Here is a 24,210-nt window from a genome sequence, read left to right on the forward strand (position 1 = left end):
GCGCACCCCATATTGCCGGATGCGCTCCCTCCCGCAACCCGCGAAATATTCGCCCACTCGCCAAATCCTGACTTTGGGGGACGGCATTGCCGATCCCGTCGAAGCGGCAGATTTCCCCGAAACGATATTACGGTTCCGCAATGACCGCTGGGCCGCCAGCGTGGGGCTGGAAACGCTCACCGATGAGCAGTGGATTGCCCATTTCGGGCGTTTCCAGCCGTTGCCGGACAATTTGCCGCAGCCTTTGGCGATGCGTTATCACGGGCATCAGTTTCAGCATTACAATCCCGATCTGGGCGATGGGCGCGGTTTCCTGTTCGCGCAGATATACGATGCGAAGGGTCGCTTGCTCGATCTGGGCACCAAGGGATCGGGGACGACGCCGTGGAGCCGCGCAGGCGACGGGCGGCTGACGCTGAAAGGCGGGGTGCGCGAGATACTGGCGACCGAGATGCTGGAGGCGCTGGGCGTCAACACGTCGAAAACCTTTTCGCTGATCGAAACCGGCGAGCGCCTGCAGCGCGGCGATGAGCCGTCCCCTACCCGCTCCGCCGTGATGGTGCGGCTGAGTCATTCGCACATGCGCATCGGCACGTTCCAGCGCGCCGCGTTCGAGCGGAACGAGCCGCTGATGCATCGGCTCGTCGATTATGCCCTGCGCAATCTGTATGGCGAGGAACCGGGCGATCATCCGGCAAGCCAGTTGCTGGGCCGCGCAGTGGAGCGGATCGCCGATCTCGCCGCAAGTTATATGGTCGCGGGGTTCGTGCACGGCGTGCTGAACAGCGACAATATCAACGTGACGGGTGAGAGTTTCGATTACGGCCCATGGCGCTTTACGCCGAACTGGACGCCGGGTTTCACCGCTGCCTATTTCGACCATCAGGGGCTATATGCCTTTGCGCGGCAGGCCGAGGCGATCCATTGGGATGTTGCGCAACTGGCCATATCATTGCAGCTGATATCCGAAGCACCGCCGCTGATCGAGGCGCTGGAGCGGTTTGCGGAGCTATACCCGCAAGCGTTGGTGCGGCGGTTCCTGTGGCGGCTGGGCCTTACGCCCACGACGCAAGAAGCATCGGCGGCTTTCGTCGAACTGGCGGTGAAGGCAATGATCGAGACGCAGACGGGCATCGACATGTTCTTCCATGACTGGCGCGCGGGCGACCTGCGCCATGCGGATCGCTATGCGGGCGACACATGGGACGCCCTGCGCGCTGCAATTAGCGACTTTGCGCCGTCCGCGTCGCGCGATCATCCTTACTGGGATGTCGATGCGCCTTGCTCCATGCATATCGAGGAAGTCGAGGCGATCTGGTCTGCGATTGCCGAACGCGACGATTGGGAACCGCTGCACGCAAAAATTGCCGCCATTCGCGCAATGGGCCACGCGCATGGGGAGCCGCCCGCTATTGCGTGATGCCCAACATCATACGCAAAACCTGTAGGAAGTCTTAGTGTCGGATCGCGACCGATTACGCCATTTAGAACCTCATCAGGGGGCACTTGCATAAGAGCGAAACATTGCCCGCCCCTTGTCAAATGGGGAGAATGTTCGTGGCCAAATCCTATCTGCACCGTTCCGTGGCACTGGCGCTGGGAAGCACAGCCCTGTGGATGCACCCTGCCATGGCGCAGGAAAACACCGCTGCACCGCAAGCCGCCGAAGCGACCATGCCCGGCGAGATCGTAGTGACTGCGCGTCGTCGTAACGAAACGCTGCAGGATACGCCGGTTGCGATCACGGCCATCAATGCGTCGATGCTGGAAAACAAGGCGGCAATGACCATCGGCGATTTGACCGGTGCTGCGCCGAACCTGCTCATTACCAACCAGAGTTCTGGCGCTGCCGCCGCGAACCTTTCGATCCGTGGGCTGACCTATGCCGACGTCGAAAAGTCGCAGGAGCCGACCGTGGGCGTCGTTGTCGATGGCGTGTTCATCGGCACCAGCACGGGCCAGTTTTTCGACTTCTTCGATATCGAGCAGATCGAAGTGCTGCGCGGTCCGCAGGGAACGCTGTTCGGCCGCAACACCATCGGTGGCGTCATCAATATTCGCCGCACGCGCCCCACGGGTGAGTTCGGCGGGAAGCTGGAAGTGTCCTACGGTCGCTTCAACACGCTGGCGACGCGCGCAGTGGTCAACGTGCCGCTCAGCAGCGACGGATCGTTCGCGGCCAAGGCATTCTATTTCCACAATGAATCGGATGGCTGGTACAAGCAGTCGCAAAATGGCGACCGTCGCGGCTTTTCCAACAATGAGAACTTCGGCGCTTCGTTCCAGTACAAGCCCGTTGGCGGCGACTTCGATGCGTTGCTGACGCTTGAAAAGCAGATTCAGCGGTCGGACCCGGTCGTATCGAACCTCACCAACTCATCCGAAGTATTCTGCGGCTTCATCCCCGCTAACGAGTGCAATCGCAACAGCACCAACGATCTGTACACCGTGTTCGGTCAGGCGAACCTGACCCGCTATTCAGCGCCCGCCGCGACGTTCGAAATGAATTACGATCTGGGCGGCGTTACGCTGACCTCGATCACGGGCTATCGCGAGTCCAAGGAAAACCAGACGCAGGATTTCGACGGATCGTCGGTCGATCTCTACTATGTGCGCCGCCTGCAGGACTACAAGCAGTTCAGCCAGGAAGTGCGCGCAGCGGGCAAGTTCACCGACACGTTCGATTATGTCGCTGGCGTCTATTATTTCCGCTCCAGCTACGACCTCGGGCAATATTCGCGCGTGTTCGGCTTCTCGCCAACTGTCGATCCGCTGATCTTCGACACCAACCCGCAGACAGTCGAAGGTAAAACCCGCTCGGTCGCCTTGTTCGGCGATTTCAACTGGGCGTTTGCGGATCAGTGGCGCTTGTCCTTCGGTGGTCGCTACACGAAAGATAAAAAGTCGCTCAGCAATGCCTTTGGCGGCGTAGAAATCGGGCGCGGATCGGACACGTTCAAGAAATTCACGCCCAAGATCGGCGTCGATTTCCGGCCGAACGAAGAAACGATGCTCTATGCGTCCTGGTCGCGCGGTTACCGCTCCGGCGGGTTCTCGCCGCGTGCAGGCACCGCCGCCAGCGCCAGCATTGCGTATCAGCCCGAAGTCGTGGATTCCTACGAAGTCGGCACGAAGCTCGACCTGTTCGACCGCAAGCTGCAGTTCAACGTCGCGGCCTTCTATTCCAAATATGACGGCCTGCAGCAGAACAACACACTGGGTTGCCCAAGCTGTGCGACCGGCAATGAAACGGTCACGTCGAATGTCGGCTCTGCGACGATCAAGGGTATCGAGTTCGACTTTACGGCGCGTCCGGCCACCGGCGTTACCATCACCGGTTCGCTCGGCCTGCTCGACTCCAAGTTCAAGGGCTTCATCGTCGGCGGCGTCTCGCCGGTCTCCGGGCTGGTCGTACCTTATGATTATTCGGACAACGACCTGATCTACAATCCCAAGGCCAACGCATCGCTGACGGCTGACTACACCGTTCCGACCAGCTTCGGCGAAGTCACCGCGAACGTCAGCTATCGCTATATCGGTCGCTACGATCAGCAGATTTCCATCGGCGGGCTGAGCGGCAACCTGACGACCGGGCCGATCACCGTGACGGGCAACGACCCGCGGGTGCGGACCGACCGGCAGGGTCTGGTGGATGCCAGCCTGTCGACCAAGTTCGACCTGGCCGGGACGGAAGCACGGCTGACGCTGTTCGGTCGCAACCTAGCCGACGACCGTGGACCGACGCACGGCTTCACCGTTGGCGGCCTGTGGTCCTTCGGTACGGCACGCGAGCCGCGCACCTATGGCGCGACCCTGGGCGTGAAGTTCTAAGCCCAAGTCGCAAGCGTTTCGACAAGGCGGTCGGGGGAAACCCCGGCCGCTTTTTTGTGCCGGGGTGTTTCCTGTGCAGCAGCGAGCGCCCATAAGAAAAGGCCCGGTCGACTATGCCGACCGGGCCTTTTTCAGTGTCGTTCAGATCGAAACGATCGATCAGCTTTCGACATATTTCATCAGCGTATTCTGGAACTGGCGGATCTGGATTTCCTGATAATTGGCCAGTTGCACTTCGCCGTTCATCGAGGCTTTGAGCCCCTGCTGCACATAGGGCAAATTATCCATGTCCTGTTCGAACACGTCGCCCAAGATGCCCAGCTCGGGCGCTTCGGTCCATTTCTGCGTGTCGGTCAGGAACTTCATGGGCGGTGCCTTGGGATGCGGCTGGCCCGGGGGAACGCGCGTCAGCACGCGCACTTCCATCAGGCAGTGATCGACATCCTTCCACGGACGCCAGCGATAGACGATGTTCGGCTGAAAACCGGCCCAGGGGCTGAAATTGGGGAACACGTTGTAGAGGAGCGCGTCCATCATCTCCGCGTCCGACGCGAAGCTGACATCGTGCCCGAACATCTTGGTCGTCGTCTCGCGCAGGCTTGCGCCCAGTGCTTCGCGCGCGGTTTTGCCTTCCGGCACCTTGACGTTGTAGCCGCCTTCTTCCTGCGCGATGTTCTCGTCATAGTTATCCGACGAGCGACCGTTATATTTGACGAACTCGTCGACGATCCACTGCTGCTCCTTGCCTTCCGGGTCGATATGCGGGGACATGGTGCCAAAGGGCGTGACCGTCAGGTTCACATAGTCGCCATAGGTGTTGTACATCGAATTGGCGTCGCCGGTGAACGGCAGCAATTGCGGATGGGTGACGACGGTGTGCCAGCTTTCCATGAAGGCCTCCATCACCACTTTCCAGTTGGCGGGAACGACCTTACCGACCCAGATGGCCGTCGCGCATTCCTCATGCTTCCAGCGTTTGAAATGCTCGGGGATAGGTGCGAGAAACTCTTCGAGCGTGGGCCCTTCGGCAGCTTCACGCAGGAAGATATAGCCGCCCCAGCGCCCCACCGAGATTTCGGGAAGCTGCATCTCCTCATCGGAGAGATGGGAGAAATCCCAGCGGCAGGGAATTTGCTTCAACGATCCGTCATTGTTCCAGGTGAAACCGTGGAACGGACATTGCAGCTCCGCCGTCCAGCCATCTTCCGTCTTCAGCTTGCGCCCGCGATGCAGGCAGACATTGGCGAAGGACCGGATCGATCCATCCTCCTGCCGCATGATGATGAAGGACTTGCCGGCATTTTCATACACGACATAATCGCCCGCTTCCGGCAGTTCTTCCTCGCGGGCAGCCATCTGCCAGATGCGCGGCCAGAGACGCTGGTTCTCCAGCGCGAAGAAAGCCGGATCGGTGTAGCGCGACGTCGGGATCGGATCGGACCCCAGATTTTCATATTCGTCTTCGTATAGAAACTCGGGCACCGGGTTCGTATCGGCCAGCGCCAGATCGCGCACCGACGGACCGGGGCATCGCGGTAATGGCGTGCCTTTGATCTTGGAATCGCGTTCAGCCATGAATCCTGTCTCCTGAATATTTGGCGCTATCTTAGCCTGTCCTGACGCCAGCGCGACCTATGGATTGCGTCAGGCATCCCATCGCAGCGGTAATGATTCCAGCGTGCCGACAATGCCGCCATGCACGACCGGCGGGGCATCGCCGTCATAAGCGAAGCGCGGGATGCGGGCGAACCACTGGTCCAGCGAAATCAGAATTTCCGTCCGCGCCAGATGCGCGCCGGGGCAGCGATGCGGGCCGTTGCCGAAGGTGGAATGGGCAGGCGCGCGGCGCGTGAAGTCCAGCTCCATCGGGCAGCTATGCACCGAGGGATCGAGGCCATGGACCATGGTGGGCATTGCGACGACATCGTCCGCACGGATGACGACATCGTCCACTTCGATATCCGACAGGGCCAGCCGGGCAATGGTGACGCCGGGAAAGCGGCGGATGATTTCCTCCACCATATCGGCGCGTTTCGACACGTCGGCCAGCGCCGCCTGCGCCTCGGGATGGGTGGCGAGATAATACCAGACGAAGCCCAGCATGTTGACGACGGTATCGAGTCCCGCAATCAACACCTGCATCGCCAGTTGCAATGCGCGCGTATCGGTCATGGTCGCACCGTCGATCTCCCCCACCAGCAATACCGAGAGCAGATCGTCACCGGGCGATTGCCGCCGCTGCCGCACTACGGGGGCAAGATAGGCGGCAAGCATATCCGAAGCGTGGGTGAACGGAAGATCCGGATTTGCCCGGACCATCGCATCGCAACAATATTTGAGCATTGCCGCGTCTGTCTGCGGCAGACCGACCAGCGCCATGAAAATGCGGATGGGAAACTGGCTGCTATAGTCCGCAATGAAATCGCATGTCCCGCGTGCGACGAAACCGTCGATCAACTCCGCCGAGACTGCCGCGATATTGTCATGGATCATACGGACGGTGCGGGGCGACAGCGCCCGGTTCAGCAAGGTGCGATAGGGCGTGTGTTCCGGCGGGTCCAATGTCGTGGGCACCAGCTTGTGATGCTGCGACACGTCGCGCGGGATGAAGAGGATGCGGTTCGACAAAACCTCCGGCCTGTCGAACAACTGGTGCAGCAACGGGCCATCGGTGACGATCCAGTGGCCGCCATTGCGATCCGTCCACATCAGCTTGTGCGGGGTATCGGCAACCAGTTTGTGCCATGCCTGATGAAAGTCGCCCCCCGGGCCAAGCGGCGCGTTTACGTCAAAATCGATGACCCGGTCGTCCGGCACATGCGCCGGACGAGATGCCGCGACCGCCACGCTCATTGCGCGGTCATGCCGCCATCGACGATGAACTCCGCGCCGGTGATATATTTCGCATCGTCGGACGCCAGGAAAGCGATCATTGCGCCGATGTCGTCGGGATCGCCCAGACGGCCCATCGGAATGGCGGCTTCGATGATGTCGAACTGCTCCTTGTTATCCGCGAGTGCCACGTCCTGCATCTCGGTCCAAATCGAGCCGGGGTGGACGGAGTTGACGCGAATCTGTTCCCGCGCTGCTTCCATCGCTATCGCCTTGGTCATCAGGCGCACGCCGCCCTTGCTGGCCGCATAAGCCGCGCAACCCGGTACGCCGATGACGCCAGCAATGGACGACAGATTGATAATGGAGCCCCCCCGCCCCTGTGCGCGCATCTGATCCAGCCCCGCCTTGCAACCCAGATAGACGCTGTTCAGATTGACGTTGAGCTGATGGTCCCAGGCGCCTTTGGTCATCACGCTCATCATCTTGAGCACGGCGATCCCCGCATTGTTGACGAGGATGTCCAGCCCGCCAAGCTTTTCCACGACCGCTGCCATGACGGCGTCCCACGCTGCTTCGTCGGTCACGTCATGCGCCATCGCATAGGCTTCATGTCCCTGCGCAGTCAGTTCCGCTGCGCGCTCCGCCACGCGCGCGCCGTCGATATCGGTCAGGAACAGCTTTGCCCCCTGCTCCGCCATCTTGCGCGCAGCGGAGAAGCCAAGCCCCTTGGCCGACGCCGCACCGGTAATCAGCGCCGTTTTGCTGCGCAGGTCGATCATCATGGTCTCAAGCCCTCATCCGTCATTTGTGGTATCGTGAGAGAGAACCGCGCAAACGGGTGGTGAGGCAACTAGCGCTAGTCAGAGGGCAGACTGACACAGGCGCGACATATGATCGAGGCAGAGGACAGCTCCGGGGACACAGAACACAGAATGACGCGCATCAACCACCGGATAACCCTGGCGCGGCGACCGACCGGTCTGCCCGATCGTGAGGACTTCGCTTTCGTAGAAACGCCCGTCGCGCCGCTGGCGGAGGGCGAAATGCTGGTGCGCAATCGCGTGCTGGCTATGGACGCGGCGATCCGGGGCTTTCTGGACGACCGACCGAGCTATCTGCCGCCCGTCGCCATCGGCGAAGTCGTGCGCGGCATGATGCTGGGCGAAGTCGTGGAGAGTCGCGCGGCGGGCTTTGCCCCCGGCGATATCGTGCGGGCACTGGCGGGCTGGGAAGACTATAGCATCCTCACCGCCGATGCGCTGGGCATGGAAAAGCTGGATATCGCCGACCGGGACCAGATGTCTCTGCAGATGGGGACTTTGGGACCGTCTGGACTGACCGCCTATGTCGGGCTGTTCGCTATCGGTCAGATCAAGGCGGGCGATGTCGTCGCGATCAGCGCGGCGGCAGGTGCGGTGGGCAATGTCGCGGGGCAGATCGCACGCCTCACCGGATGCCGGACGATTGCCATTGCGGGCGGCGCAGACAAGGGCGCGCTGTGCCGCGATCTGGGTTTCGACGCGGTGATCGACTATCGCGCGCCGGGTGCGCTGTCCGACAAGATCGCGCAGGCGGCACCAGAGGGCGTCGACGTCTATTTCGACAATGTCGGCGGCGAGATACTCGACACGATGCTGCCGCAGATGCGCGATTTCGGGCGTATCGTGGTGTGCGGGATGATCGCCAATTACAATAATGCCGACGACCAGTATCCAATCCGCAATCTGTGGCAGTTGCTGGTGAAGCGCGCGACGATGCGCGGCTTCCTGACCTATGACCATCCAGAGTATCTGGGCGAGGCGCAATCGCGTATCGGTGAGTGGGTACGGACGGGCGCATTGCGGCCGCTGGAAAATATCAGCCACGGGCTTTCGGCCACGCCGGACGCTTTCATCCGCCTGATGCAGGGCCGAACGACGGGTAAAACCGTCGTCTGCCTCGACCCGGCGGACGCTTAGGAGCAGGACATATGGGCTATAACGAGACCATCGGCAAAGAAGCCGAAAAGATGCTGGAATATGTGGAGACCGGCACCACCGATTGCGCCGACGGCACGATGGAAATCCCGGCGAGCGCCTATACCGACCCCGCCTATTTCGCGCGGGAGATGTCGGAAATCTTCATGAAGCTGCCGCTGCTGGCGGCGCTGACCGCCGAAATGCCCAATCCGGGCGACTACAAGGCGATGGACCTGATGGGCAAACCCATCCTCATCACGCGCAAGACCGACGGCAGCGTTGCGGCGATGCTAAACGTCTGCACCCATCGCGGCATGATCCTGAAGCCTGAAGGCCACGGCAATGCCAAGCGGTTATCCTGCCCCTATCATGGCTGGACGTTCCTGAACGACGGGAAGCTGCTGGGCGTGGCCGATCCGCAGAAATTCGGGCCGGTGTGCAAGGAAGAACGCAACCTCACCACCCTGCCCGTAGTCGAGGCTGGCGGTGTTATCTGGGTTTGCCTGACGCCGGGTATGGAGATCGACATCGAAGCGCATCTGGGCGGGATGCTGGACGATCTCAATTCCTACAAGCTGGACGAGTGGCATTATTGCGGATCGCGGCGTATCCACGGCGCGAACTGGAAGATCGCCTATGACGGCTATCTGGAAGGCTATCACTTCGCCGCGGCGCATCCCGAAACCATCCACCCGCGCACCTTCAGCAACATCATGCACTTCACCGCGCTCGGCCCGCATATGCGCGTGGGCTATCCGCAGGTGCGGATCAAGGAAGCGCTGGGCGCACTGCCGCGCGAAAGCTGGGGCAGCCATGAGAATGAAGGGTTCGACTTCGTGCGGACCATCTTCCCCAATGTCAGCATCTTCTTCGCGCCGGAAATCACGCAGGTCGCGCAACTGATCCCCGGCCCGACGCCGGACAAAAACACCACCAACCTGCTCTTCATCCGCCGCGCACCGCCCAAGGATGCAGAGGATGCAGCGGGCATCGAAGGCATGATGGACTGGCTGAGCGAAGTCGTGGACCGGGAGGATTATGGCGTCGGCCTGCAGGTGCAGCGCGGCATGGAATCGGGCGCGATCAAGACCGTGCTGTTCGGGCAGAACGAGCGCGGCAACCAGTATTTCCATCGGACCATCGACTATATGCTCAGCGACGATCCGGCAAAGACGATGCCCGATTTGTAAGGCGCCGGCGCTGACCCTTCGTCATTGCGATACCAAATTACGATAGTTGCAACACATGGCAACGGTCTTGCCGTTCCCCGGCGAAGGCCGGGGTCCCGTCCCACGCTCAGAACTGGGCCCCGGCCTTCGCCGGGGAACAACAGAGTTTAGGTTCCTATCAACGCATGTTGGGATGAGGCAGCTCTAAACCCGGTCTGCCTGAACCACGATATCCAGCGCCCTTAGCGCAGACAGAATGCGGTTGAGGTGCTGGGCGTCACTGACCTCCAGGTCGATGACGTCGGTGTGGAACGGGCCTTCGCGGTTCACCAGTTGCAGGTTGAGGATGTTCGCCTTGTTCGCGCCGAAGATGTTGGCGACCGACGCCAGCGCACCCGGTTGATTCTTGACGATGATCGCAAGGCGCGCAGTGCCGCCCTTCGACTTGGTATCCCACGCCAGATCGACCCATTCGGCGTCCAGCCCGCATTCCAGCACCTTGCAATCGATGGTGTGCACTTCGATCGGCACGCCCACACGGCGCAGCCCGACGATGCGGTCGCCCGGTACGGGGTGGCAGCAATCGCTGAGCACATAGGCGATTCCCGGCGTCAGCCCACGGATCGACACCGGCTCATGCTGGCGCGGATGCGCATCATCCGATCCTTCCGCCGTAGTCGATCCGGGGATCAGCGCTTCGAGCACTTCGGCGTCGGTCACGCGGTGGGTTGCGATGGCGATCATCAGGGCCGCGCGATCCTCCAGCTTCAGGCGCTTCAAGCCCGCGTTGAAGCCCTTGTCGCCGATCTCGACCGGCAAGCGGCTGGCGATTTCCTCGTACAGCTTTTCACCCAGCGCGATCTGCTCGCCGCGCTGCTTGTTGCGGATATAGCGGCGGATGGCGGCGCGCGCCTTGCCGGTGACGACGAAGGTCAGCCAGCCGGGCTGCGGCTCCTGCCCGTCCGATTTCAGGATTTCGACCTGATCGCCATTTTCGAGGGACGTGCGCAGCGGCATGACGCGGCCATTGATCTTCGCACCCACGGTCTGGTTGCCCAGTCGCGTGTGGACGGCATAAGCAAAATCGACCGGCGTCGATCCCTTGGGCAACTGGTGCAGTTCACCCTTGGGCGAGAACGCGAAGATGCGATCCTGATACATCGCCATGCGGGTATGTTCGAGAAGCTCGTCCGCATCCTGGCTCTGTTCGAGAATTTCGACCAGATCGCGCAGCCACCCTGCCTGCCCGTCCGGCCGGGTGGTCTGACCGCCGCTCGATTGCTTGTATGCCCAGTGCGCCGCCAGCCCGAATTCGCTGTCGCGGTGCATGTCCTGACTGCGGATCTGCACCTCTATGCGCGCATTCTCGCTGTGGATGACGGTGGTGTGGATCGACCGGTATCCATTGCGCTTGGGCGTGGAGATGTAATCCTTGAACTTGCCGGGCACCATTTTAAAATGCTGGTGAATGATGCCCAGCGCCCGATAGCAATCCTCGGTCTTTTCGGTGATGACGCGAAAGGCCATGACATCGGTTAGCTGCTCGAAACTGATGTGCCGTTCCTGCATCTTCCGCCAGATGGAATAAGGATGCTTTTCCCGGCCTGACACGGTCACCCGCACATCGTTGCTGCCCAACAGCAGTTGCAGGCTGGATGCGATCCGCTCGACCTTGTCCTCGCCGCCTTCCTTCAGATGCTCCAGCCGCTTGGTGATGCTGTCATAGGCTTCGGGTTCGAGTTCGCGGAAAGCGAGCAACTGCATCTCACGCATGAAATCATACATGCCGATCCGCTCGGCGAGCGGCGCGTAGATATCCATCGTCTCCTTGGCGATGCGCCGCCGCTTTTCGGGCTTGGCGATGAAATGCAGCGTCCGCATATTGTGCAGACGGTCGGCCAGCTTCACCAGCAGCACGCGAATATCGTCCGACATCGCCAGCAGGAATTTGCGCAAATTCTCCGCCGCGCGTTCGTTTTCCGACTGCGCTTCGATCTTGGAGAGCTTCGTCACGCCATCGACCAGCCGCGCGACATCCTTGCCGAACGCTTTCTCGATCTCCTCATAGGTGACCAGCGTGTCCTCGATCGTGTCGTGCAGCAGCGCAGTCACGATCGTCTGATCGTCGAGATAAAGGTCCGTCAGGATGCCCGCGACTTCGATCGGGTGACTGAAATAGGGGTCTCCGCTCGCCCGTTTCTGGCTGCCATGTTTCTGGACCGAAAACACATAGGCGCGGTTGATCATCGCTTCGTCCGCATCCGGATCGTAGCTTTTTACCCGTTCGACAAGTTCATACTGACGCAACATAGAAAGCAGAGATGGGGGCTATAGGCCCGCAACCGCAACAAAAATATGTCACGCACCGATGCGTGCGCGCCACAATCCGTCAATAAAGTGGATTTGCCGCGCCTCAGGACGCCCGTTCGTTGCACGCCGCAAGCTGGGCCGCGTCAAATGCCTGCGCATCGGCGGTGAAGGCCAGAAGCGGCCCGACTGCCTTTGCAACGGCGGCACAAACGATCGCGGGACGGCTTGCCCCTTTCGATGCGGCACACTGGTCGCCCGCACATGTCCAAAGCAACTCCCGCGCCACGAACTGCGCATGCTTGGCCGGGGTGGCGAGCGTGACCTTGTAAAAGCGCGCCGATGGCTGCGCCTGTGCCGGCAGCGCCCCGAAACCGGCGCCCGCCACTGCAGCGCCCAGCAATAGCGCACGTATGAACGATACAGTCTTGATATGCATATTGGCCTCCCGACAACGATGTAAGTTGCGAATGGCTACCTATATAGATTCGTTTCAGATCGCAACTGTATATTCACGCGATATTCACCAGGTGGGCGTCATGGATTGCATTTTGCAACGTTGGAAGGATTGCGCTAAGGTGTGCGGCTATGATGGATCATGAGAAACGTGAGATAGAAGCGTTGCAGCAATGCGGGCTTCCCAACGCTCTCGAAGCGATGGGGGAACGCTGGTCGTTCATGATCCTGCGCGGTGCGCTTACGGGCATCCGTCATTTTGAGGATTTTCAGTCTACACTCGGCATCGCGCGCAACATCCTTGCCAATCGCCTCGCGCGGCTGGTGGAAAAAGGGATCATGGCGCGGGAACCCATGAGCTGCGACCGGCGCAAGGTGGAATATAGCCTGACGCAGAAAGGCCGCGCTTTGGCGCCGGTGATGATTGCCCTGCGGCAATGGGGCGAAAAGTGGGAATGCGGCGTGCCTTCCGTCCCCGTCCTGTGCGACCGCCGCGACGGCAAACCGATCCAGCAGATCGGCATCCAGTCCCACGATGGCCGGATGCTGGAAGTCGATGATCTGATGTGGGTGTTCGACGACGAACAAACCCCCGTCTGCGAAGAACGCACGCACGCCACGGCCTGACGCACCCCCTTCTCGGTGGCTTCAAAACCGGCTAAGCCTGCGTCATGTCGGTCAATCCCCTGCAACCACAACCGTTTTTCGCGGATAAGAACCGGGCATTCTGGCAGCTTCAATCGCTCGGCTGGCTGGGCACGTTCGTGCTGCGCGGCGCGTCGGGCGTTGCGAACGGGCAAGACCTTTCGTTTCTCGTTCCGGTGCTCATATCGACGGTTACCGGCTACTCCGTGACCCTGCTGATGGCCGTGATCTTCCGCGCGTTGCTCAAGCAGCGACCGATCATCACCTGGGGCGCTTCGATCGTGGCGGTCGTGGCCTCGGCGGCGCTCTGCGCCTTCATCGATGCATGGGTCTTTGCAACGCAGAACCAATCCAGCGATACAGCGGGGTTGCAGCTTTTCCTTGGCGCCTTCTATCTGACCGTCACGCTGCTGGGCGCATGGTCGGCGCTGTATTACGCCATCAACTTCTTCCTGACGGTCGAGGAGCAAGCGGATCAGCTTCAGCGGCTGGAGCTGCAGGCGAGCAACGCGCAGCTTGCAATGCTGCGCTATCAGCTCAATCCGCATTTCCTGTTCAATACGCTCAACAGCATTTCGACGCTTGTCCTGCTCAAGCAGACGGACCGGGCCAATGCGATGCTCTCCCGCCTTTCCTCGTTCCTGCGCTACACGCTCATCAACGAACCGACGGCGCAAGTAACGCTGGAACAGGAAGTGGAAACGCTCAAACTCTATCTGGAGATCGAGAAGATGCGTTTCGAGGACCGCTTGCGGCCTGCCTTCCACATCGATCCCGCTGTCGCGCATGCCCGGTTGCCGTCGCTGCTGCTGCAGCCGCTGGTCGAAAACGCCATCAAATATGCCGTCACGCCAAAGGAAGAAGGCGCCGAAATATCCGTTATGGCGCAGCCTGCCGGTGAAAACGTCCGGATCGTCGTGTCCGATACGGGTCCGGGATTGAACGAGATCGCAGCTCGTCCAAGTCTCTCGACGGGAGTGGGATTGGCCAACATCCGCGACAGGCTGTTTCAAGCCTATGGGGAACGCCATAGCTTCGACGCACGTTCCACACCCGGAGGCGGATTTTCGGTGACCATCGAAATGCCGCTGATAACGGAAGAATCAACGAAAGTGGCTGCATGACAATTAGAACGATCCTCGTCGATGATGAGAGCCTTGCCATTCAGGGCATGCAGCTCCGCCTCGAAGCCCATGAGGATGTCGAGATCATCGAGACATGCCAAAACGGGCGTGAAGCCATCCGGGCCATCAAGACGCACAAGCCCGACCTCGTTTTCCTCGACATTCAGATGCCCGGATTTGACGGCTTTTCCGTCGTGCAGGGCATGATGGAGATCGAACCGCCGCTGTTCATCTTTGTCACTGCTTATTCCGATCACGCGATCCGCGCGTTCGAGGCGCAGGCCGTCGACTATCTGATGAAGCCGGTCGAGCCGGACCGTCTGGCCGATGCTCTGGAGCGCGTGCGCCTGCGCCTCAGTGAAAAGCGGCAGGTGCAGGAAGTTGAGCGTTTGCGCGAAGTGCTGGCCGAAGTCGCGCCGCAGGCAATGAGCGACTTTGCCCCGGAAGAAGACGGCCATGCCTCGAACCGCTATGAAAAGCTCATCAACATCAAGGATCGCGGGCAGATTTTCCGCGTCGATGTCGACAGCATAGAACGCATCGACGCCGCGGGCGATTACATGTGCATCTACACTGCCGACAATTCGCTGATCCTGCGCGAGACGATGAAGGATCTGGAAAAGCGCCTAGACCCCCGCAATTTTCAGCGCGTCCATCGCTCCACCATCGTCAATCTGTCGCAAGTCCGTCAGGTAAAACCCCACACCAACGGCGAATGCTTCCTGGTGCTGGAAAGCGGCGCGCAAGTGAAGGTCAGCCGCAGCTATCGCGACGTAGTGGCGCGGTTCGTGCACTGATAATGGGGATTGACCTTGGCGTTCATGCGCATAAATTATGCGCATGAACGCTATAGACTCTCTCCCCATTGGCCCACGAAAGGCGGCAAATCTGTCGTTGGACGTCCGCCTTGTTTCCGAAGCGCGTGCGCTGGGGATCAACATATCTCGCGCATGTGAAGTGGGTCTAGCGCAGGCCATAGCGGCGACACGCGCTGAAAAGTGGCAAGCCGACAATGCAGAGGCATTGGCGTCTTCCAACCTGTACGTGGAAGAGCGTGGGATACCATTGGCACATCACCGCCAATTTTAATGGCGCAGTTTGATGTCTATCGGTTTGAAGGAACGCTTGTCCTCGACTGCCAGTCAGATTTGCTCGCTTACCTCAATACGCGTGTCGTGGTCCCGTTGCTTGAACACAGCACAGAACTAAATCCCGCGGCGCGGCTTAACCCGGCGTTTGAAATACAAGGCAGATCTTACATCATGGCCACGCAGTTTGTGGCGACGGTCAGCGCGTCGAATTTGAGTGAGCCGGTAACGTCGCTGGCAGACCACCACATCAATATAATCGGGGCGATGGATGTGCTCCTCACCGGGGTTTAGGACGCCTACCGAAACACCCATTGCCGGTTCAACACGAACACTATGGCAGGCGTTACGAAGATGAATGCCGGGATCGGCGCCCATTCGGGCCAGCCCATCGTCGTGACGCACAGCCATACCCACACCGCATTTATGCCCAAGCTCACCATAGACACCGCGACGAACTTTACCGCTCGGCCCGCGCTGCGGTCTTCGCGTTCGGCGTTGCGGAAGGTGAAGGCGCCGTGCAGCACATAGCCTGCCACCACCGCGACGCAGAACCCCGCCACCAGTGACACTTGCGGATGCAGGCCCACCAACGCCGCCAGCGTCCAGTAAATCGCAGCCTGAATGGCCGTCACCGTTACGCCGGTCAGGCCATATCGCACAACTTGCCATAACAGCGCGCGCCGTTCGGGGGGCCATGCCCTGATCGCCGCCATCATTTTCATCGACACCCCTTTGCGCTTTGCGTGCGGCGGTCTAATCCGGCGCTCATGACATGGAAAGCGGCAAGATGAGCAGCGCGACACAGAACACCCCCCGTTGGCGCGCGCGCATCACGCCGCTGGTCGATCGCTGGTCGGCTTATGCCGATGCGGAATGGAAATGGCTGACCTTCCTGATCTGGGTGGGCATCGCCGCGTTCTACATCGTGTCACGCTGGCAGCAGGTGCACTGGCTGGTGCTGACCGATACGGACGACAATATCCGCTATCTGCAGGTGAAGGACTGGCTGGCGGGTCAGGGTTGGTACGATCTGCGCCAGTATCGGCTCGATCCGCCCGGCGGCGCGAACATTCACTGGTCGCGGCTGGTGGACTTGCCGATTGCCGGGCTGATGCTGTTCTTCCGGCTGTTCACGGACATTCCGACGGCGGACCGGCTCGCCTGCGCCATAGCTCCACTCCTGCCCCTGCTGCCGATGATGCTCAGCCTTGCGTTCATCGTGCGGCGGCTGGCGGGCGGCAATGCGTGGATCGTGGCTGTGCTGGCCCCGCTGGCGGCGCAGATGGGTCTGAGCATGTATATGCCGATGCGGATCGACCATCATGGCTGGCAACTGGCGCTGACTGTCGCGATGCTGGCCGGGATGGTTGACCGCAACTGGCTGCGCGGCGGGATCGTCGCGGGGCTGAGCAGTGCCTTCTCCATCGCCATCGGGATGGAGATGATCGTCTATCTCGCCGCTGCCGGGGCCATCGTGGCGCTGCGCTGGGTGTTCAAGGATGGCGCGGCGCGGCGGATGCGACCCTATGCCATCAGCCTGGGCGGAGGTGTCGGCTTATTGTTCGTGCTGACGGCCAGCTACGCCAATCGTGCGCCGGTATGCGACGCTTTGTCGCCCGTATGGGTCGGCATATTGGGCGCGGCGGCGGGCGGGATGCTGTTGCTGACCTATCTGCCCCTGCGCAACTGGCAGCAGCGATTGATCGCTGGTGCGGTTATCGGCGCATTGGTCGCCGCCTTCGCGCTGCTGAACTGGCCGCAATGCGTGACGAGCGCCTATCAACTCTCGCCTGAACTGCAAAAGCTGTGGCTTGCCAATATCCGCGAGGCCAAGCCGATCACGGTGCAGGCGCGCAATGTGGTGGTGCCGCTGCTGTCCCTGCCCGTGGTGGCGATCATCGGCGCGCTGTTCGCGTGCTGGACGGTGCGGCGCGATACCGAAGCCTTGTGGGCATGGGCGACCGTCACGCTGATGACGATCTTTGCTGTCGGCTTGTTGTTCTGGCAATTGCGGGCCGGTCCTGCGGCGCAGTTCCTCGCGATACCGGCGGCGGCGTGGACGGCATGGATGGCAGCGCGCACAATGCTGTTCGGCAAACCACTCTGGCGCGTCGTTGGCGCTTTGGCCGTGCTGGTCGTTGGCGCAGTGCTGTTTGTGTACCAGATATACCCGGAGGCCAATCGCCTGATCGCGGACATGACCGATGCCGCACCAGCGAAGCCCAAAGCAAAGCCGAACCCGAATAGCCGGGGCGAACTGATCCGCAAGGCCAATGGCCGCTGCCGTTCGCTGCCGCAGCTTCAGGTGCTGAATCAGCTTCCGCCCGCCACAATCTTCACGATGGTCGATCTGGGGCCGCGCCTCATCGCCACGACGCATCATAGCGCGATTGCCGGTCCCTATCATCGCAACGGGGCGGCCATTCTGGACATTCATCATGCGCTGGACGGTCCGCCCGATGGCTTCCGCGCCATCGCGGCGCGGCATTTCGCGACCTATCTGCTGATCTGCCCGAACTTCCCAGAAGGCACCGTGTATCAGTCGCGCAGCCCCAAGGGCTTCTACGCGCAACTGATGCGCGGGACGGTGCCGGGTTGGCTGCAGCCTGTGACGCTGACCTCGCCTGCGCCCCTGCCCTACAAACTCTACCGCATCGACTATTCAGCGCCGAACGGCAAAGAAGTCGCGCAGTAAGGTTGCAGCGGGCGCTTCGGCGATCCCGCCATAGACATCGGGCCGGTGCAGGCATTGAGGATGCGCGAAGACATGCGCGCCATGATCGACCGCTCCGCCCTTGGGATCGGACGCGCCATAATAAAGCCGCGCGATTCGGGCGTGAGAGATGGCACCCGCGCACATCGCGCAGGGTTCCAGCGTCACCCATAGTTCGCAATCGGTGAGGCGAAAGTCGCCAATGGCCTGTGCCGCCGCGCGGATGGCCACGATTTCTGCATGTGCAGTGGGATCGTTGTCGCGGCGGTTGCGATTTTCGCCTTCGCCGATGACTGCCCCGTCCCGTACGACGACTGCGCCGATAGGGACTTCCCCCGCCGCCCCGGCTGCACGCGCCAGATCGAGCGCGCGTAGCATCGGTGCGGGGGTGGGAAATGGCGCGGGCATGAGGGCGTTTAACGCCCCACGATGCGCCGCGCCAGTGTGTCGCTTATTGCGGCTTCTGCACGTTGACCGTCGGCACTTCGACGGTTTCGTTGCGCGTGCCGACTTCGACCTTCACGACATCGGCCTTATAGGCGGGCAATGTGCCCTGCTTGACGGCAACCGCCGGGAGCGTCGCATCGCGAGTCTGTTCGACTTTCAGCAAGCCCAGTGCCATGGCGCCGCCGACGACGATCAGCCCTACGACCAGCAGTCCCAATATGAATTTTATCATTTTACCCTCCGTGAACTATAGGGCGCTTAACGCAGATCAGCGGCGAAGGTTGCTATATACTCTATGCCAAGGGTTGACGGATCAGGGCGATCGGGCTATCCGCGCCGCTTTCCGGGCAAACCCCGGGCCACCGAAACCTTCTGTATACAGGGCTGATTGATATGTCGCGCATCTGCGAGCTGACCGGCAAGACCCGCCAAGTGGGCCACAACGTGTCCCACGCGAACAACAAGACCAAGCGGGTGTTTCTGCCGAACCTGCAGAACGTCACGCTGCTGTCCGAAGCGCTCGAAAAGGGCGTTAAGCTGCGCGTTTCGACCAACGGCCTGCGTTCGGTCGAGCATGTCGGCGGTCTCGACAACTGGTTGCTCAAGACCAATGACGAGAAGCTCTCGCTCAAGGCACAGCGCGTAAAGCGTGAAATCGTGAAGAAGCAGAAGGTCGCCGCGTAAGCCGCACGACTCGGTTTCTGAACGAATAAGAGAGACGGCCTGCGGGTCGCCTTTTTTATTGCGTGAGACTTTTGGGAATTTCCAATTTCAGCAACAGGCTACGCTGGAAAAATTCGTGATTGTCGTCCGACGCCATCCACAGGATGCGCCGACCGTTCTCGGTGGATAGCGCCAGCGCCTCGAAATTATCGGACAGCACCGGCGGCGCGAAGCGGGCGAGGTCTTGCGCCACAAGCTCCGCACCGGCGCGCAACGGCGGCAGCGTCACGAGCGCGATGACCGCCGTGAACCCCTCATGCAGCGTGACCCGGCGATTGAGCACCAGCAGATGCGTATCGTCCAGCACGACCGCGTCGGTGGGACGATACCCCACCGGCGGGCGATAGCTTAGCCGCAACGGGGGCACGCTTTTGGGTTCAGCGGGATCTTGCTGAAACAGCAGCACATCGTTGCCGCCATCCTTGCCATAGCCATATTCGGAAAACAGCAGGAAGCGCCCATCGTTCAGACGGACCATCGCTTCACCCGCCCCGGTATCGGGCCAGCGTTTTACCGCAGGCCATGACATGCACGATTCGATCCGCGCAAATCCCGGCGCATAGCGGCAGATGCGCTGGATCAATTCGAACGACACCCAATGCTGGCCCGTTGCGGGATCGACCACATGCGCTTCGGAATCCCACGTCCAGCTTGGCAGATCCTTTTCCGCTGCGGTCGTCGGCAAAGGCGCGACGAACTGTCGCCCGCCGCGACCGTTCAGCGAAAAGCCGAACAGCGTCCCCGAATCGCTCAGCGCAAGAAATTGCCCGTCGGGCTGCACCAGCAACGACGATATGCCGCCGAAATCGGGATGGGTGCTGGTCAGTTGCCAGCCGCCCAGAAAACGGAACGGTCCGATCCGGTCGCGCCGGGGATCGTCGCTGTCGAGCGCGAGCGGATGCGCCGTTACCAGCAGCGACCCTGCCACGCGCGGCGCGCCCTTGTTCGGTGCGGGCGGCGACAGCAACGCTACCGCCAGCAGAAGGATAAGGAGAACGCGCGACATCGGGGTCCAGCCGATAGGCGATTTGGCGGCGGAACACACTTGATTTGTCGCGATTTATGAACGGCAAATAACTGAACGACGGCTGTCACCCATGTTCAGCCAAGCCTCAAAGCGAATCGCCCATAAGGGTGTCATCGAGAGGGACAGTGATTCGAAACAGTCACCCTCCCGAAGAAGTTTTGATAAGGAGTAACGCCATGAAGAAGTCTGCTTTCATCAACATGGGTGCTGCGCTTGCAATGGGCGTTGCATCTTTCGCTGCCACCTCGGCTCCGGCAATGGCCCGAGACCATTATCGCGGTTACGAACGCGGCTATGATCGGGACGATTATTACCGCGGTGGCGACCGTCGTTATTACAATAACGAGCGCTATTACCGGAACAACGGCTATCGCGGCGGTAACGACTATTACCGTGGCAACGACCGGAACAACTACCGCAACAACTACCGCTGCCGCGACAATGGCACCGGCGGCACCATCATCGGCGCGATTGCCGGTGGCTTGCTCGGTAACGAAGTCGCCGGTCGCGGTGACCGCACCACCGGTGCGATCCTGGGTGCAGGCGTAGGCGCTCTGGCCGGACGTGCCATCGACAAGAATGGCGGTCGCCGCTGCTGATCTGACAGCGAAGCACCGTTAGAGCCAACGGAGGAGGCCAGTCCCGCGAGGGGCTGGCCTTTTCGCATGACTTGTAATAATGTTTCGGAACGCGGTAACAATCAGTCAGCGTTAGCAGCCGCGTTCTGGAGCTTCCCGCCATGCCTGCCGACCGTCTCCCCCTGCCCTTTCCCGCGCATGATTCGGACCCGGCGACCTTTCGCCAGCGCCTGCCGCACGATCATCGCCGGACCGAGCCGGACGTGCTTCGACCGCTGATCGAACGGGCGCGACAAAGCGCAGCGGATCGCGCGGCATCGGTGACACGCGCCAAGGGGCTGCTGACCGACTTGCGCGCCGCGCAGAGCGACGGCTGGGTCAATCAGTTCCTGCAGGAATATCGCATGAACACGGCGGAAGGCGTGGCCCTGCTCTCGCTGGCCGAAGCCTTCCTCCGCGTGCCCGATCCCGACACAGCGGATCAGTTGATCGCTGACAAGATCGGCGAAAGCGACTGGCGGGCGCACAGCGGCAAATCGCACAGCAATCTGGTGAACAGCGCGACCTGGGGTCTGGTTCTGGGCCGCGCGATGGTGCGCGACGATGGCACCGCAGGCGTGCTGCGCAAGCTGATCGGGCGCGCGGGCGAGCCGTTCGTCCGCACAGCCGTTGGCGCGGCGATGCGCCTGATGGGGGAAGTCTTCGTCATGGGCCGCACCATCGAGGAAGCCATCAAGCGGATGGACAAGAAGCAGAACCGGGGCTTCACCGCCAGCTTCGACATGCTGGGCGAAGGCGCGCGGACCTATGAAGACGCGGCGCGCTATTTCGAAAGCTATGGCAACGCCATTCGCGAAGTCGCGGCGCAGGGGGAGAAGGGCCACAGCGTTTCGATCAAACTGTCGGCGCTCCACCCCCGCTACGAAGCCAGCCAATCCTATCGCTGCGTATCGGACCTCACCGAAATGCTCCTCGCGCTGTCGAAACAGGCGGCGGCGAGCAATGTTGCGCTGACGGTGGATGCGGAGGAATCGCAACGGCTGGTCATGTCGCTCGACATCATCGAAGCGGTGGCGCGGCATCCCGATCTGCGCGGTTGGGACGGGCTGGGCATGGCGATTCAGGCATATAGCAAACGCGCGCGGGCCGTCGTCGGCTGGGCGAACGCCACCGCGCGGGATCGCGGCACGCGCATGGCCGTGCGACTGGTCAAGGGCGCCTATTGGGACAGCGAGATCAAATATACGCAGGAACGCGGCCTGTCGGGCTATCCTTTGTTCACGCGGAAGGCAGCGACCGATGTGTCCTACCTTGCCTGCGCGTGCGACATGCTCGACGCCAGCCACCTCTATCCGGCCTTCGCCAGCCATAATGCGCTGACCGTCGCCACCATATTGCAATGGGCAGGCAAGCGGCGCGATTTCGAATTTCAGCGGCTGCACGGCATGGGCGAAGGCCTGTACGAGCGACTGGTGCGCGAGGACGGCCATCATTGCCGCATATACGCGCCCGTGGGCGGCCATCAGGACCTGCTCGCCTATCTGGTGCGGCGCTTGCTGGAAAATGGCGCGAATTCCAGCTTCGTGCATCAACTCGCCGATGCCGCGACGTCCGAGGACGAGTTGCTGGCCGATCCGGTCGAGAAGGTCGCGCGCTCTGGCGGTGCGCCGCATCCGGCCATCCCCCTGCCCCGCGACCTGTTCCGCCCGCAACGCGCGAACAGTGCCGGCGTGGACCTGGATGACCGGGACATATTGGCGGAGGTGATGGCCGAGGTCCGGCAGCCTTGGGACGAACATAATATTCCGTTCGTGTCGAGCGGGTCGAACGGAGAGAGCAGCCTGGCGTCCTTCGCCCGGACCGCCGTCGACCGCGCCCACACCGCCTTCCCGACATGGGCTGCAACGCCCCTCGACGCTCGCGCCGATTGCCTCGACCGCCTCGCCGATCTGATGGAAGAACGCCGCCCGCAATTGATGGCCATCGCCGCACAGGAAGCGTTCAAGACGATTCCCGATGCACTGGGCGAAGTGCGCGAGGCGATTGATTTCTGCCGCTATTACGCAGCGCAAGCACGCACCGGCCTCGCGCCGATTACGCTGCCCGGACCGACCGGCGAGCGCAATATGCTTCGCATGGAGGGGCGCGGCGTCTGGCTGTGCATCGCGCCGTGGAATTTCCCGCTGGCGATCTTCATCGGGCAAGTCGCTGCCGCACTCGTCGCAGGCAATAGCGTGGTCGCCAAGCCTGCGCCCCAGACGCCGCAGATCGCTGCTGCCGCCGTCGCACTGGCACATGAGGCAGGTGTGCCGGTCGATGCCCTGATCCTGGCCCCCGGCGGCGCGGAAATGGGCAAGGCACTGACTGCCGATCCGCGCATCGCGGGCGTGGCGTTCACGGGCTCCGTCGCCGCAGCCAAGGCCATCGCACGCGCCTTGCTCGACGGGCCGGAGGATCGCCCCATCGTACCGCTGATCGCCGAAACCGGCGGCATCAACGCGATGATCGTCGATTCGACGGCGCTGCCCGAACAGGTGGTGCGCGATATCGTGATTTCCGGGTTCCAGTCTGCGGGTCAGCGCTGCTCGGCGCTCCGCCTGCTGCTGGTGCAGGAGGAAGTGCTCGACCGCACGCTCCACATGCTGAAGGGCGCGATGGATGCGTTGGTGATCGGCGATCCCACCGACAGTCGCACCGATGTCGGCCCGGTGATCGACAAGGCCGCATATGATCGCCTCATGGCGCACCGCGAAACGCACAGGGCCCGAATCGCCCATTCGGTCTCCGTGCCGATACAGAAGCTGTTCGTGCCGCCCACCGTCATCCGGCTCGATGACATCGATCAGCTCGACCGGGAAGTCTTCGGCCCTATCGTGCATGTCGCTACATGGCGCGCAGGCGAGCTGGAACAGGTGGTCGCACAGATCAATGCCAAGGGCTTTGGCCTGACCATGGGCTTGCACAGCCGCATCGCGCGGACCGCGGGCACCGTGGAAGCGCTTGCGGCGGTCGGCAACCTCTACGTCAACCGATCGATGATCGGTGCCGTGGTCGGATCGCAACCCTTTGGCGGCGAAGGACTTTCCGGCACGGGACCGAAAGCAGGCGGACCGCATTACCTGCACCGCTTCTGCGTCGAGCGCGTGACATCGACCGACACGACATCGGCCGGCGGCAATGCCAGCCTGCTCAGTCTGGAAGACGAAGCCTAGGGGCGCGGGCGTCCCGTGTTACGAAATTTCCGATTATCAGCCTGACGCTTTCAGTAACGCTTGATTCCTGCCGATTTTGTGACACGATGCGCTT

General features: G+C 61.5%; 22 protein-coding genes. 13 read left to right on the forward strand and 9 right to left on the reverse strand.

The genetic code is table 11. The annotated features are described in order from the left end of the window. Positions 1 to 19 precede the first annotated feature (19 nt). Together LQ220_RS11865 and LQ220_RS11870 are read left to right on the forward strand one after the other, a co-directional pair. Positions 20 to 1,420, forward strand: coding sequence for a protein adenylyltransferase SelO family protein (locus LQ220_RS11865; RefSeq protein ID WP_230188502.1), 1,401 nt, complete (start codon positions 20 to 22; stop codon positions 1,418 to 1,420). A 131-nt stretch (positions 1,421 to 1,551) separates the two neighbouring features. After that, on the forward strand, positions 1,552 to 3,831 hold the full coding sequence (locus LQ220_RS11870; protein ID WP_230188503.1) for a TonB-dependent receptor: 2,280 nt from the start codon (positions 1,552 to 1,554) through the stop codon (positions 3,829 to 3,831). A gap of 159 nt (positions 3,832 to 3,990) precedes the next feature. Here the strand turns inward: LQ220_RS11870 and LQ220_RS11875 are convergent, their stop codons facing one another. The 3 genes from LQ220_RS11875 to LQ220_RS11885 all read right to left on the reverse strand — a co-directional run bounded on the left by LQ220_RS11875 (position 3,991) and on the right by LQ220_RS11885 (position 7,448). Next, positions 3,991 to 5,406, reverse strand: a complete 1,416-nt coding sequence (locus LQ220_RS11875) for an aromatic ring-hydroxylating dioxygenase subunit alpha (protein WP_230188504.1) — start codon at positions 5,404 to 5,406, stop codon at positions 3,991 to 3,993. A 69-nt stretch (positions 5,407 to 5,475) separates the two neighbouring features. Continuing rightward, positions 5,476 to 6,684 (reverse strand): cytochrome P450, encoded by a 1,209-nt coding sequence (locus tag LQ220_RS11880; RefSeq protein WP_230188505.1) that lies wholly within the window; start codon positions 6,682 to 6,684, stop codon positions 5,476 to 5,478. Then, positions 6,681 to 7,448, reverse strand: a complete 768-nt coding sequence (locus LQ220_RS11885; RefSeq protein WP_230188506.1) for an SDR family oxidoreductase — start codon at positions 7,446 to 7,448, stop codon at positions 6,681 to 6,683. The genes LQ220_RS11880 and LQ220_RS11885 overlap by 4 nt, the downstream gene beginning before the upstream one ends. 150 nt (positions 7,449 to 7,598) lie before the next feature. Here LQ220_RS11885 and LQ220_RS11890 point away from each other — a divergent pair, with 150 nt between their 5' ends. Together LQ220_RS11890 and LQ220_RS11895 are read left to right on the forward strand one after the other, a co-directional pair. Then, positions 7,599 to 8,624 (forward strand): NADP-dependent oxidoreductase, encoded by a 1,026-nt coding sequence (locus tag LQ220_RS11890; RefSeq protein WP_230188507.1) that lies wholly within the window; start codon positions 7,599 to 7,601, stop codon positions 8,622 to 8,624. Between the two features lie 11 nt (positions 8,625 to 8,635). Next, positions 8,636 to 9,814: an SRPBCC family protein gene (locus LQ220_RS11895; protein WP_230188508.1), complete on the forward strand. Its 1,179-nt coding sequence runs from the start codon at positions 8,636 to 8,638 to the stop codon at positions 9,812 to 9,814. Positions 9,815 to 9,997: 183 nt separating this feature from the next. Here the strand turns inward: LQ220_RS11895 and LQ220_RS11900 are convergent, their stop codons facing one another. After that, positions 9,998 to 12,103 carry a bifunctional (p)ppGpp synthetase/guanosine-3',5'-bis(diphosphate) 3'-pyrophosphohydrolase gene (locus LQ220_RS11900; RefSeq protein WP_230188509.1) on the reverse strand — a complete coding sequence of 702 codons (2,106 nt, stop codon included), beginning with the start codon at positions 12,101 to 12,103 and terminating at the stop codon, positions 9,998 to 10,000. A 103-nt stretch (positions 12,104 to 12,206) separates the two neighbouring features. Next, on the reverse strand, positions 12,207 to 12,539 hold the full coding sequence (locus LQ220_RS11905) for a hypothetical protein (RefSeq protein ID WP_230188510.1): 333 nt from the start codon (positions 12,537 to 12,539) through the stop codon (positions 12,207 to 12,209). A 152-nt stretch (positions 12,540 to 12,691) separates the two neighbouring features. Between LQ220_RS11905 and LQ220_RS11910 the strand changes: the two genes are divergently transcribed. From LQ220_RS11910 to LQ220_RS11930, 5 genes are read left to right on the forward strand one after another with little or no spacing between them, the layout of a single operon-like run. Beyond that, positions 12,692 to 13,183 carry a helix-turn-helix domain-containing protein gene (locus LQ220_RS11910; RefSeq protein WP_230188619.1) on the forward strand — a complete coding sequence of 164 codons (492 nt, stop codon included), beginning with the start codon at positions 12,692 to 12,694 and terminating at the stop codon, positions 13,181 to 13,183. Between the two features lie 44 nt (positions 13,184 to 13,227). Further along, entirely contained in the window at positions 13,228 to 14,325 is a 1,098-nt protein-coding gene (locus LQ220_RS11915) for a sensor histidine kinase (protein WP_230188511.1), read from the forward strand. Next, complete coding sequence (locus tag LQ220_RS11920; RefSeq protein WP_230188512.1) at positions 14,322 to 15,122, forward strand: LytTR family DNA-binding domain-containing protein; 801 nt, start codon at positions 14,322 to 14,324, stop codon at positions 15,120 to 15,122. The genes LQ220_RS11915 and LQ220_RS11920 overlap by 4 nt, the downstream gene beginning before the upstream one ends. A gap of 43 nt (positions 15,123 to 15,165) precedes the next feature. Beyond that, the gene (locus LQ220_RS11925; protein WP_230188513.1) at positions 15,166 to 15,414 is read left to right on the forward strand and encodes a type II toxin-antitoxin system CcdA family antitoxin; all 249 of its coding nucleotides are present in this window, start codon (positions 15,166 to 15,168) and stop codon (positions 15,412 to 15,414) included. Next, the gene (locus tag LQ220_RS11930) at positions 15,414 to 15,707 is read left to right on the forward strand and encodes a CcdB family protein (protein ID WP_230188514.1); all 294 of its coding nucleotides are present in this window, start codon (positions 15,414 to 15,416) and stop codon (positions 15,705 to 15,707) included. The genes LQ220_RS11925 and LQ220_RS11930 overlap by 1 nt, the downstream gene beginning before the upstream one ends. 5 nt (positions 15,708 to 15,712) lie before the next feature. Here the strand turns inward: LQ220_RS11930 and LQ220_RS11935 are convergent, their stop codons facing one another. Then, complete coding sequence (locus LQ220_RS11935; protein WP_230188620.1) at positions 15,713 to 16,129, reverse strand: GtrA family protein; 417 nt, start codon at positions 16,127 to 16,129, stop codon at positions 15,713 to 15,715. Between the two features lie 74 nt (positions 16,130 to 16,203). Between LQ220_RS11935 and LQ220_RS11940 the strand changes: the two genes are divergently transcribed. Further along, positions 16,204 to 18,111, forward strand: a complete 1,908-nt coding sequence (locus LQ220_RS11940; RefSeq protein ID WP_230188515.1) for a hypothetical protein — start codon at positions 16,204 to 16,206, stop codon at positions 18,109 to 18,111. Here the strand turns inward: LQ220_RS11940 and tadA are convergent. Continuing rightward, positions 18,079 to 18,537 (reverse strand): tRNA adenosine(34) deaminase TadA, encoded by a 459-nt coding sequence (gene tadA / locus LQ220_RS11945; RefSeq protein WP_230188516.1) that lies wholly within the window; start codon positions 18,535 to 18,537, stop codon positions 18,079 to 18,081. The two genes, LQ220_RS11940 and tadA, sit on opposite strands and share 33 nt — an antisense overlap. A gap of 43 nt (positions 18,538 to 18,580) precedes the next feature. Beyond that, positions 18,581 to 18,808, reverse strand: a complete 228-nt coding sequence (locus tag LQ220_RS11950; RefSeq protein ID WP_309298533.1) for a hypothetical protein — start codon at positions 18,806 to 18,808, stop codon at positions 18,581 to 18,583. Positions 18,809 to 18,969: 161 nt separating this feature from the next. Here LQ220_RS11950 and rpmB point away from each other — a divergent pair, with 161 nt between their 5' ends. Further along, positions 18,970 to 19,260 (forward strand): 50S ribosomal protein L28, encoded by a 291-nt coding sequence (gene rpmB / locus LQ220_RS11955; RefSeq protein ID WP_230188517.1) that lies wholly within the window; start codon positions 18,970 to 18,972, stop codon positions 19,258 to 19,260. Positions 19,261 to 19,315: 55 nt separating this feature from the next. Here rpmB and LQ220_RS11960 read toward each other — a convergent pair whose 3' ends face one another. Continuing rightward, a complete protein-coding gene (locus LQ220_RS11960) occupies positions 19,316 to 20,305 on the reverse strand; it encodes an esterase-like activity of phytase family protein (RefSeq protein ID WP_230188518.1) in 990 nt (329 codons plus the stop codon). 197 nt (positions 20,306 to 20,502) lie between these two features. On the opposite strand from LQ220_RS11960, the gene LQ220_RS11965 reads away from it, so the two are divergent. Together LQ220_RS11965 and putA are read left to right on the forward strand one after the other, a co-directional pair. Then, positions 20,503 to 20,925 carry a glycine zipper 2TM domain-containing protein gene (locus LQ220_RS11965; RefSeq protein WP_230188519.1) on the forward strand — a complete coding sequence of 141 codons (423 nt, stop codon included), beginning with the start codon at positions 20,503 to 20,505 and terminating at the stop codon, positions 20,923 to 20,925. A gap of 140 nt (positions 20,926 to 21,065) precedes the next feature. After that, a complete protein-coding gene (gene putA, locus LQ220_RS11970) occupies positions 21,066 to 24,116 on the forward strand; it encodes a bifunctional proline dehydrogenase/L-glutamate gamma-semialdehyde dehydrogenase PutA (protein WP_230188520.1) in 3,051 nt (1,016 codons plus the stop codon). The last annotated feature ends 94 nt before the right edge of the window (positions 24,117 to 24,210 follow it).

This window comes from Sphingobium sp. CECT 9361 (assembly GCF_918741285.1).
In the GTDB taxonomy this organism is placed as follows: domain Bacteria; phylum Pseudomonadota; class Alphaproteobacteria; order Sphingomonadales; family Sphingomonadaceae; genus Sphingobium.

Excerpts from the sequence above, each read along its gene's own strand:
- LQ220_RS11865 (WP_230188502.1), top strand. The coding sequence starts at position 20 with ATGCGCTCCCTCCCGCAACCCGCGAAATATTCGCCCACTCGCCAAATC.
- LQ220_RS11870 (WP_230188503.1), top strand. The coding sequence starts at position 1,552 with ATGTTCGTGGCCAAATCCTATCTGCACCGTTCCGTGGCACTGGCGCTG.
- LQ220_RS11875 (WP_230188504.1), bottom strand. The coding sequence starts at position 5,406 with ATGGCTGAACGCGATTCCAAGATCAAAGGCACGCCATTACCGCGATGC.
- LQ220_RS11880 (WP_230188505.1), bottom strand. The coding sequence starts at position 6,684 with ATGAGCGTGGCGGTCGCGGCATCTCGTCCGGCGCATGTGCCGGACGAC.
- LQ220_RS11885 (WP_230188506.1), bottom strand. The coding sequence starts at position 7,448 with ATGATGATCGACCTGCGCAGCAAAACGGCGCTGATTACCGGTGCGGCG.
- LQ220_RS11890 (WP_230188507.1), top strand. The coding sequence starts at position 7,599 with ATGACGCGCATCAACCACCGGATAACCCTGGCGCGGCGACCGACCGGT.
- LQ220_RS11895 (WP_230188508.1), top strand. The coding sequence starts at position 8,636 with ATGGGCTATAACGAGACCATCGGCAAAGAAGCCGAAAAGATGCTGGAA.
- LQ220_RS11900 (WP_230188509.1), bottom strand. The coding sequence starts at position 12,103 with ATGTTGCGTCAGTATGAACTTGTCGAACGGGTAAAAAGCTACGATCCG.
- LQ220_RS11905 (WP_230188510.1), bottom strand. The coding sequence starts at position 12,539 with ATGCATATCAAGACTGTATCGTTCATACGTGCGCTATTGCTGGGCGCT.
- LQ220_RS11910 (WP_230188619.1), top strand. The coding sequence starts at position 12,692 with ATGGATCATGAGAAACGTGAGATAGAAGCGTTGCAGCAATGCGGGCTT.
- LQ220_RS11915 (WP_230188511.1), top strand. The coding sequence starts at position 13,228 with ATGTCGGTCAATCCCCTGCAACCACAACCGTTTTTCGCGGATAAGAAC.
- LQ220_RS11920 (WP_230188512.1), top strand. The coding sequence starts at position 14,322 with ATGACAATTAGAACGATCCTCGTCGATGATGAGAGCCTTGCCATTCAG.
- LQ220_RS11925 (WP_230188513.1), top strand. The coding sequence starts at position 15,166 with ATGAACGCTATAGACTCTCTCCCCATTGGCCCACGAAAGGCGGCAAAT.
- LQ220_RS11930 (WP_230188514.1), top strand. The coding sequence starts at position 15,414 with ATGGCGCAGTTTGATGTCTATCGGTTTGAAGGAACGCTTGTCCTCGAC.
- LQ220_RS11935 (WP_230188620.1), bottom strand. The coding sequence starts at position 16,129 with ATGGCGGCGATCAGGGCATGGCCCCCCGAACGGCGCGCGCTGTTATGG.
- LQ220_RS11940 (WP_230188515.1), top strand. The coding sequence starts at position 16,204 with ATGAGCAGCGCGACACAGAACACCCCCCGTTGGCGCGCGCGCATCACG.
- tadA (WP_230188516.1), bottom strand. The coding sequence starts at position 18,537 with ATGCCCGCGCCATTTCCCACCCCCGCACCGATGCTACGCGCGCTCGAT.
- LQ220_RS11950 (WP_309298533.1), bottom strand. The coding sequence starts at position 18,808 with ATGATAAAATTCATATTGGGACTGCTGGTCGTAGGGCTGATCGTCGTC.
- rpmB (WP_230188517.1), top strand. The coding sequence starts at position 18,970 with ATGTCGCGCATCTGCGAGCTGACCGGCAAGACCCGCCAAGTGGGCCAC.
- LQ220_RS11960 (WP_230188518.1), bottom strand. The coding sequence starts at position 20,305 with ATGTCGCGCGTTCTCCTTATCCTTCTGCTGGCGGTAGCGTTGCTGTCG.
- LQ220_RS11965 (WP_230188519.1), top strand. The coding sequence starts at position 20,503 with ATGAAGAAGTCTGCTTTCATCAACATGGGTGCTGCGCTTGCAATGGGC.
- putA (WP_230188520.1), top strand. The coding sequence starts at position 21,066 with ATGCCTGCCGACCGTCTCCCCCTGCCCTTTCCCGCGCATGATTCGGAC.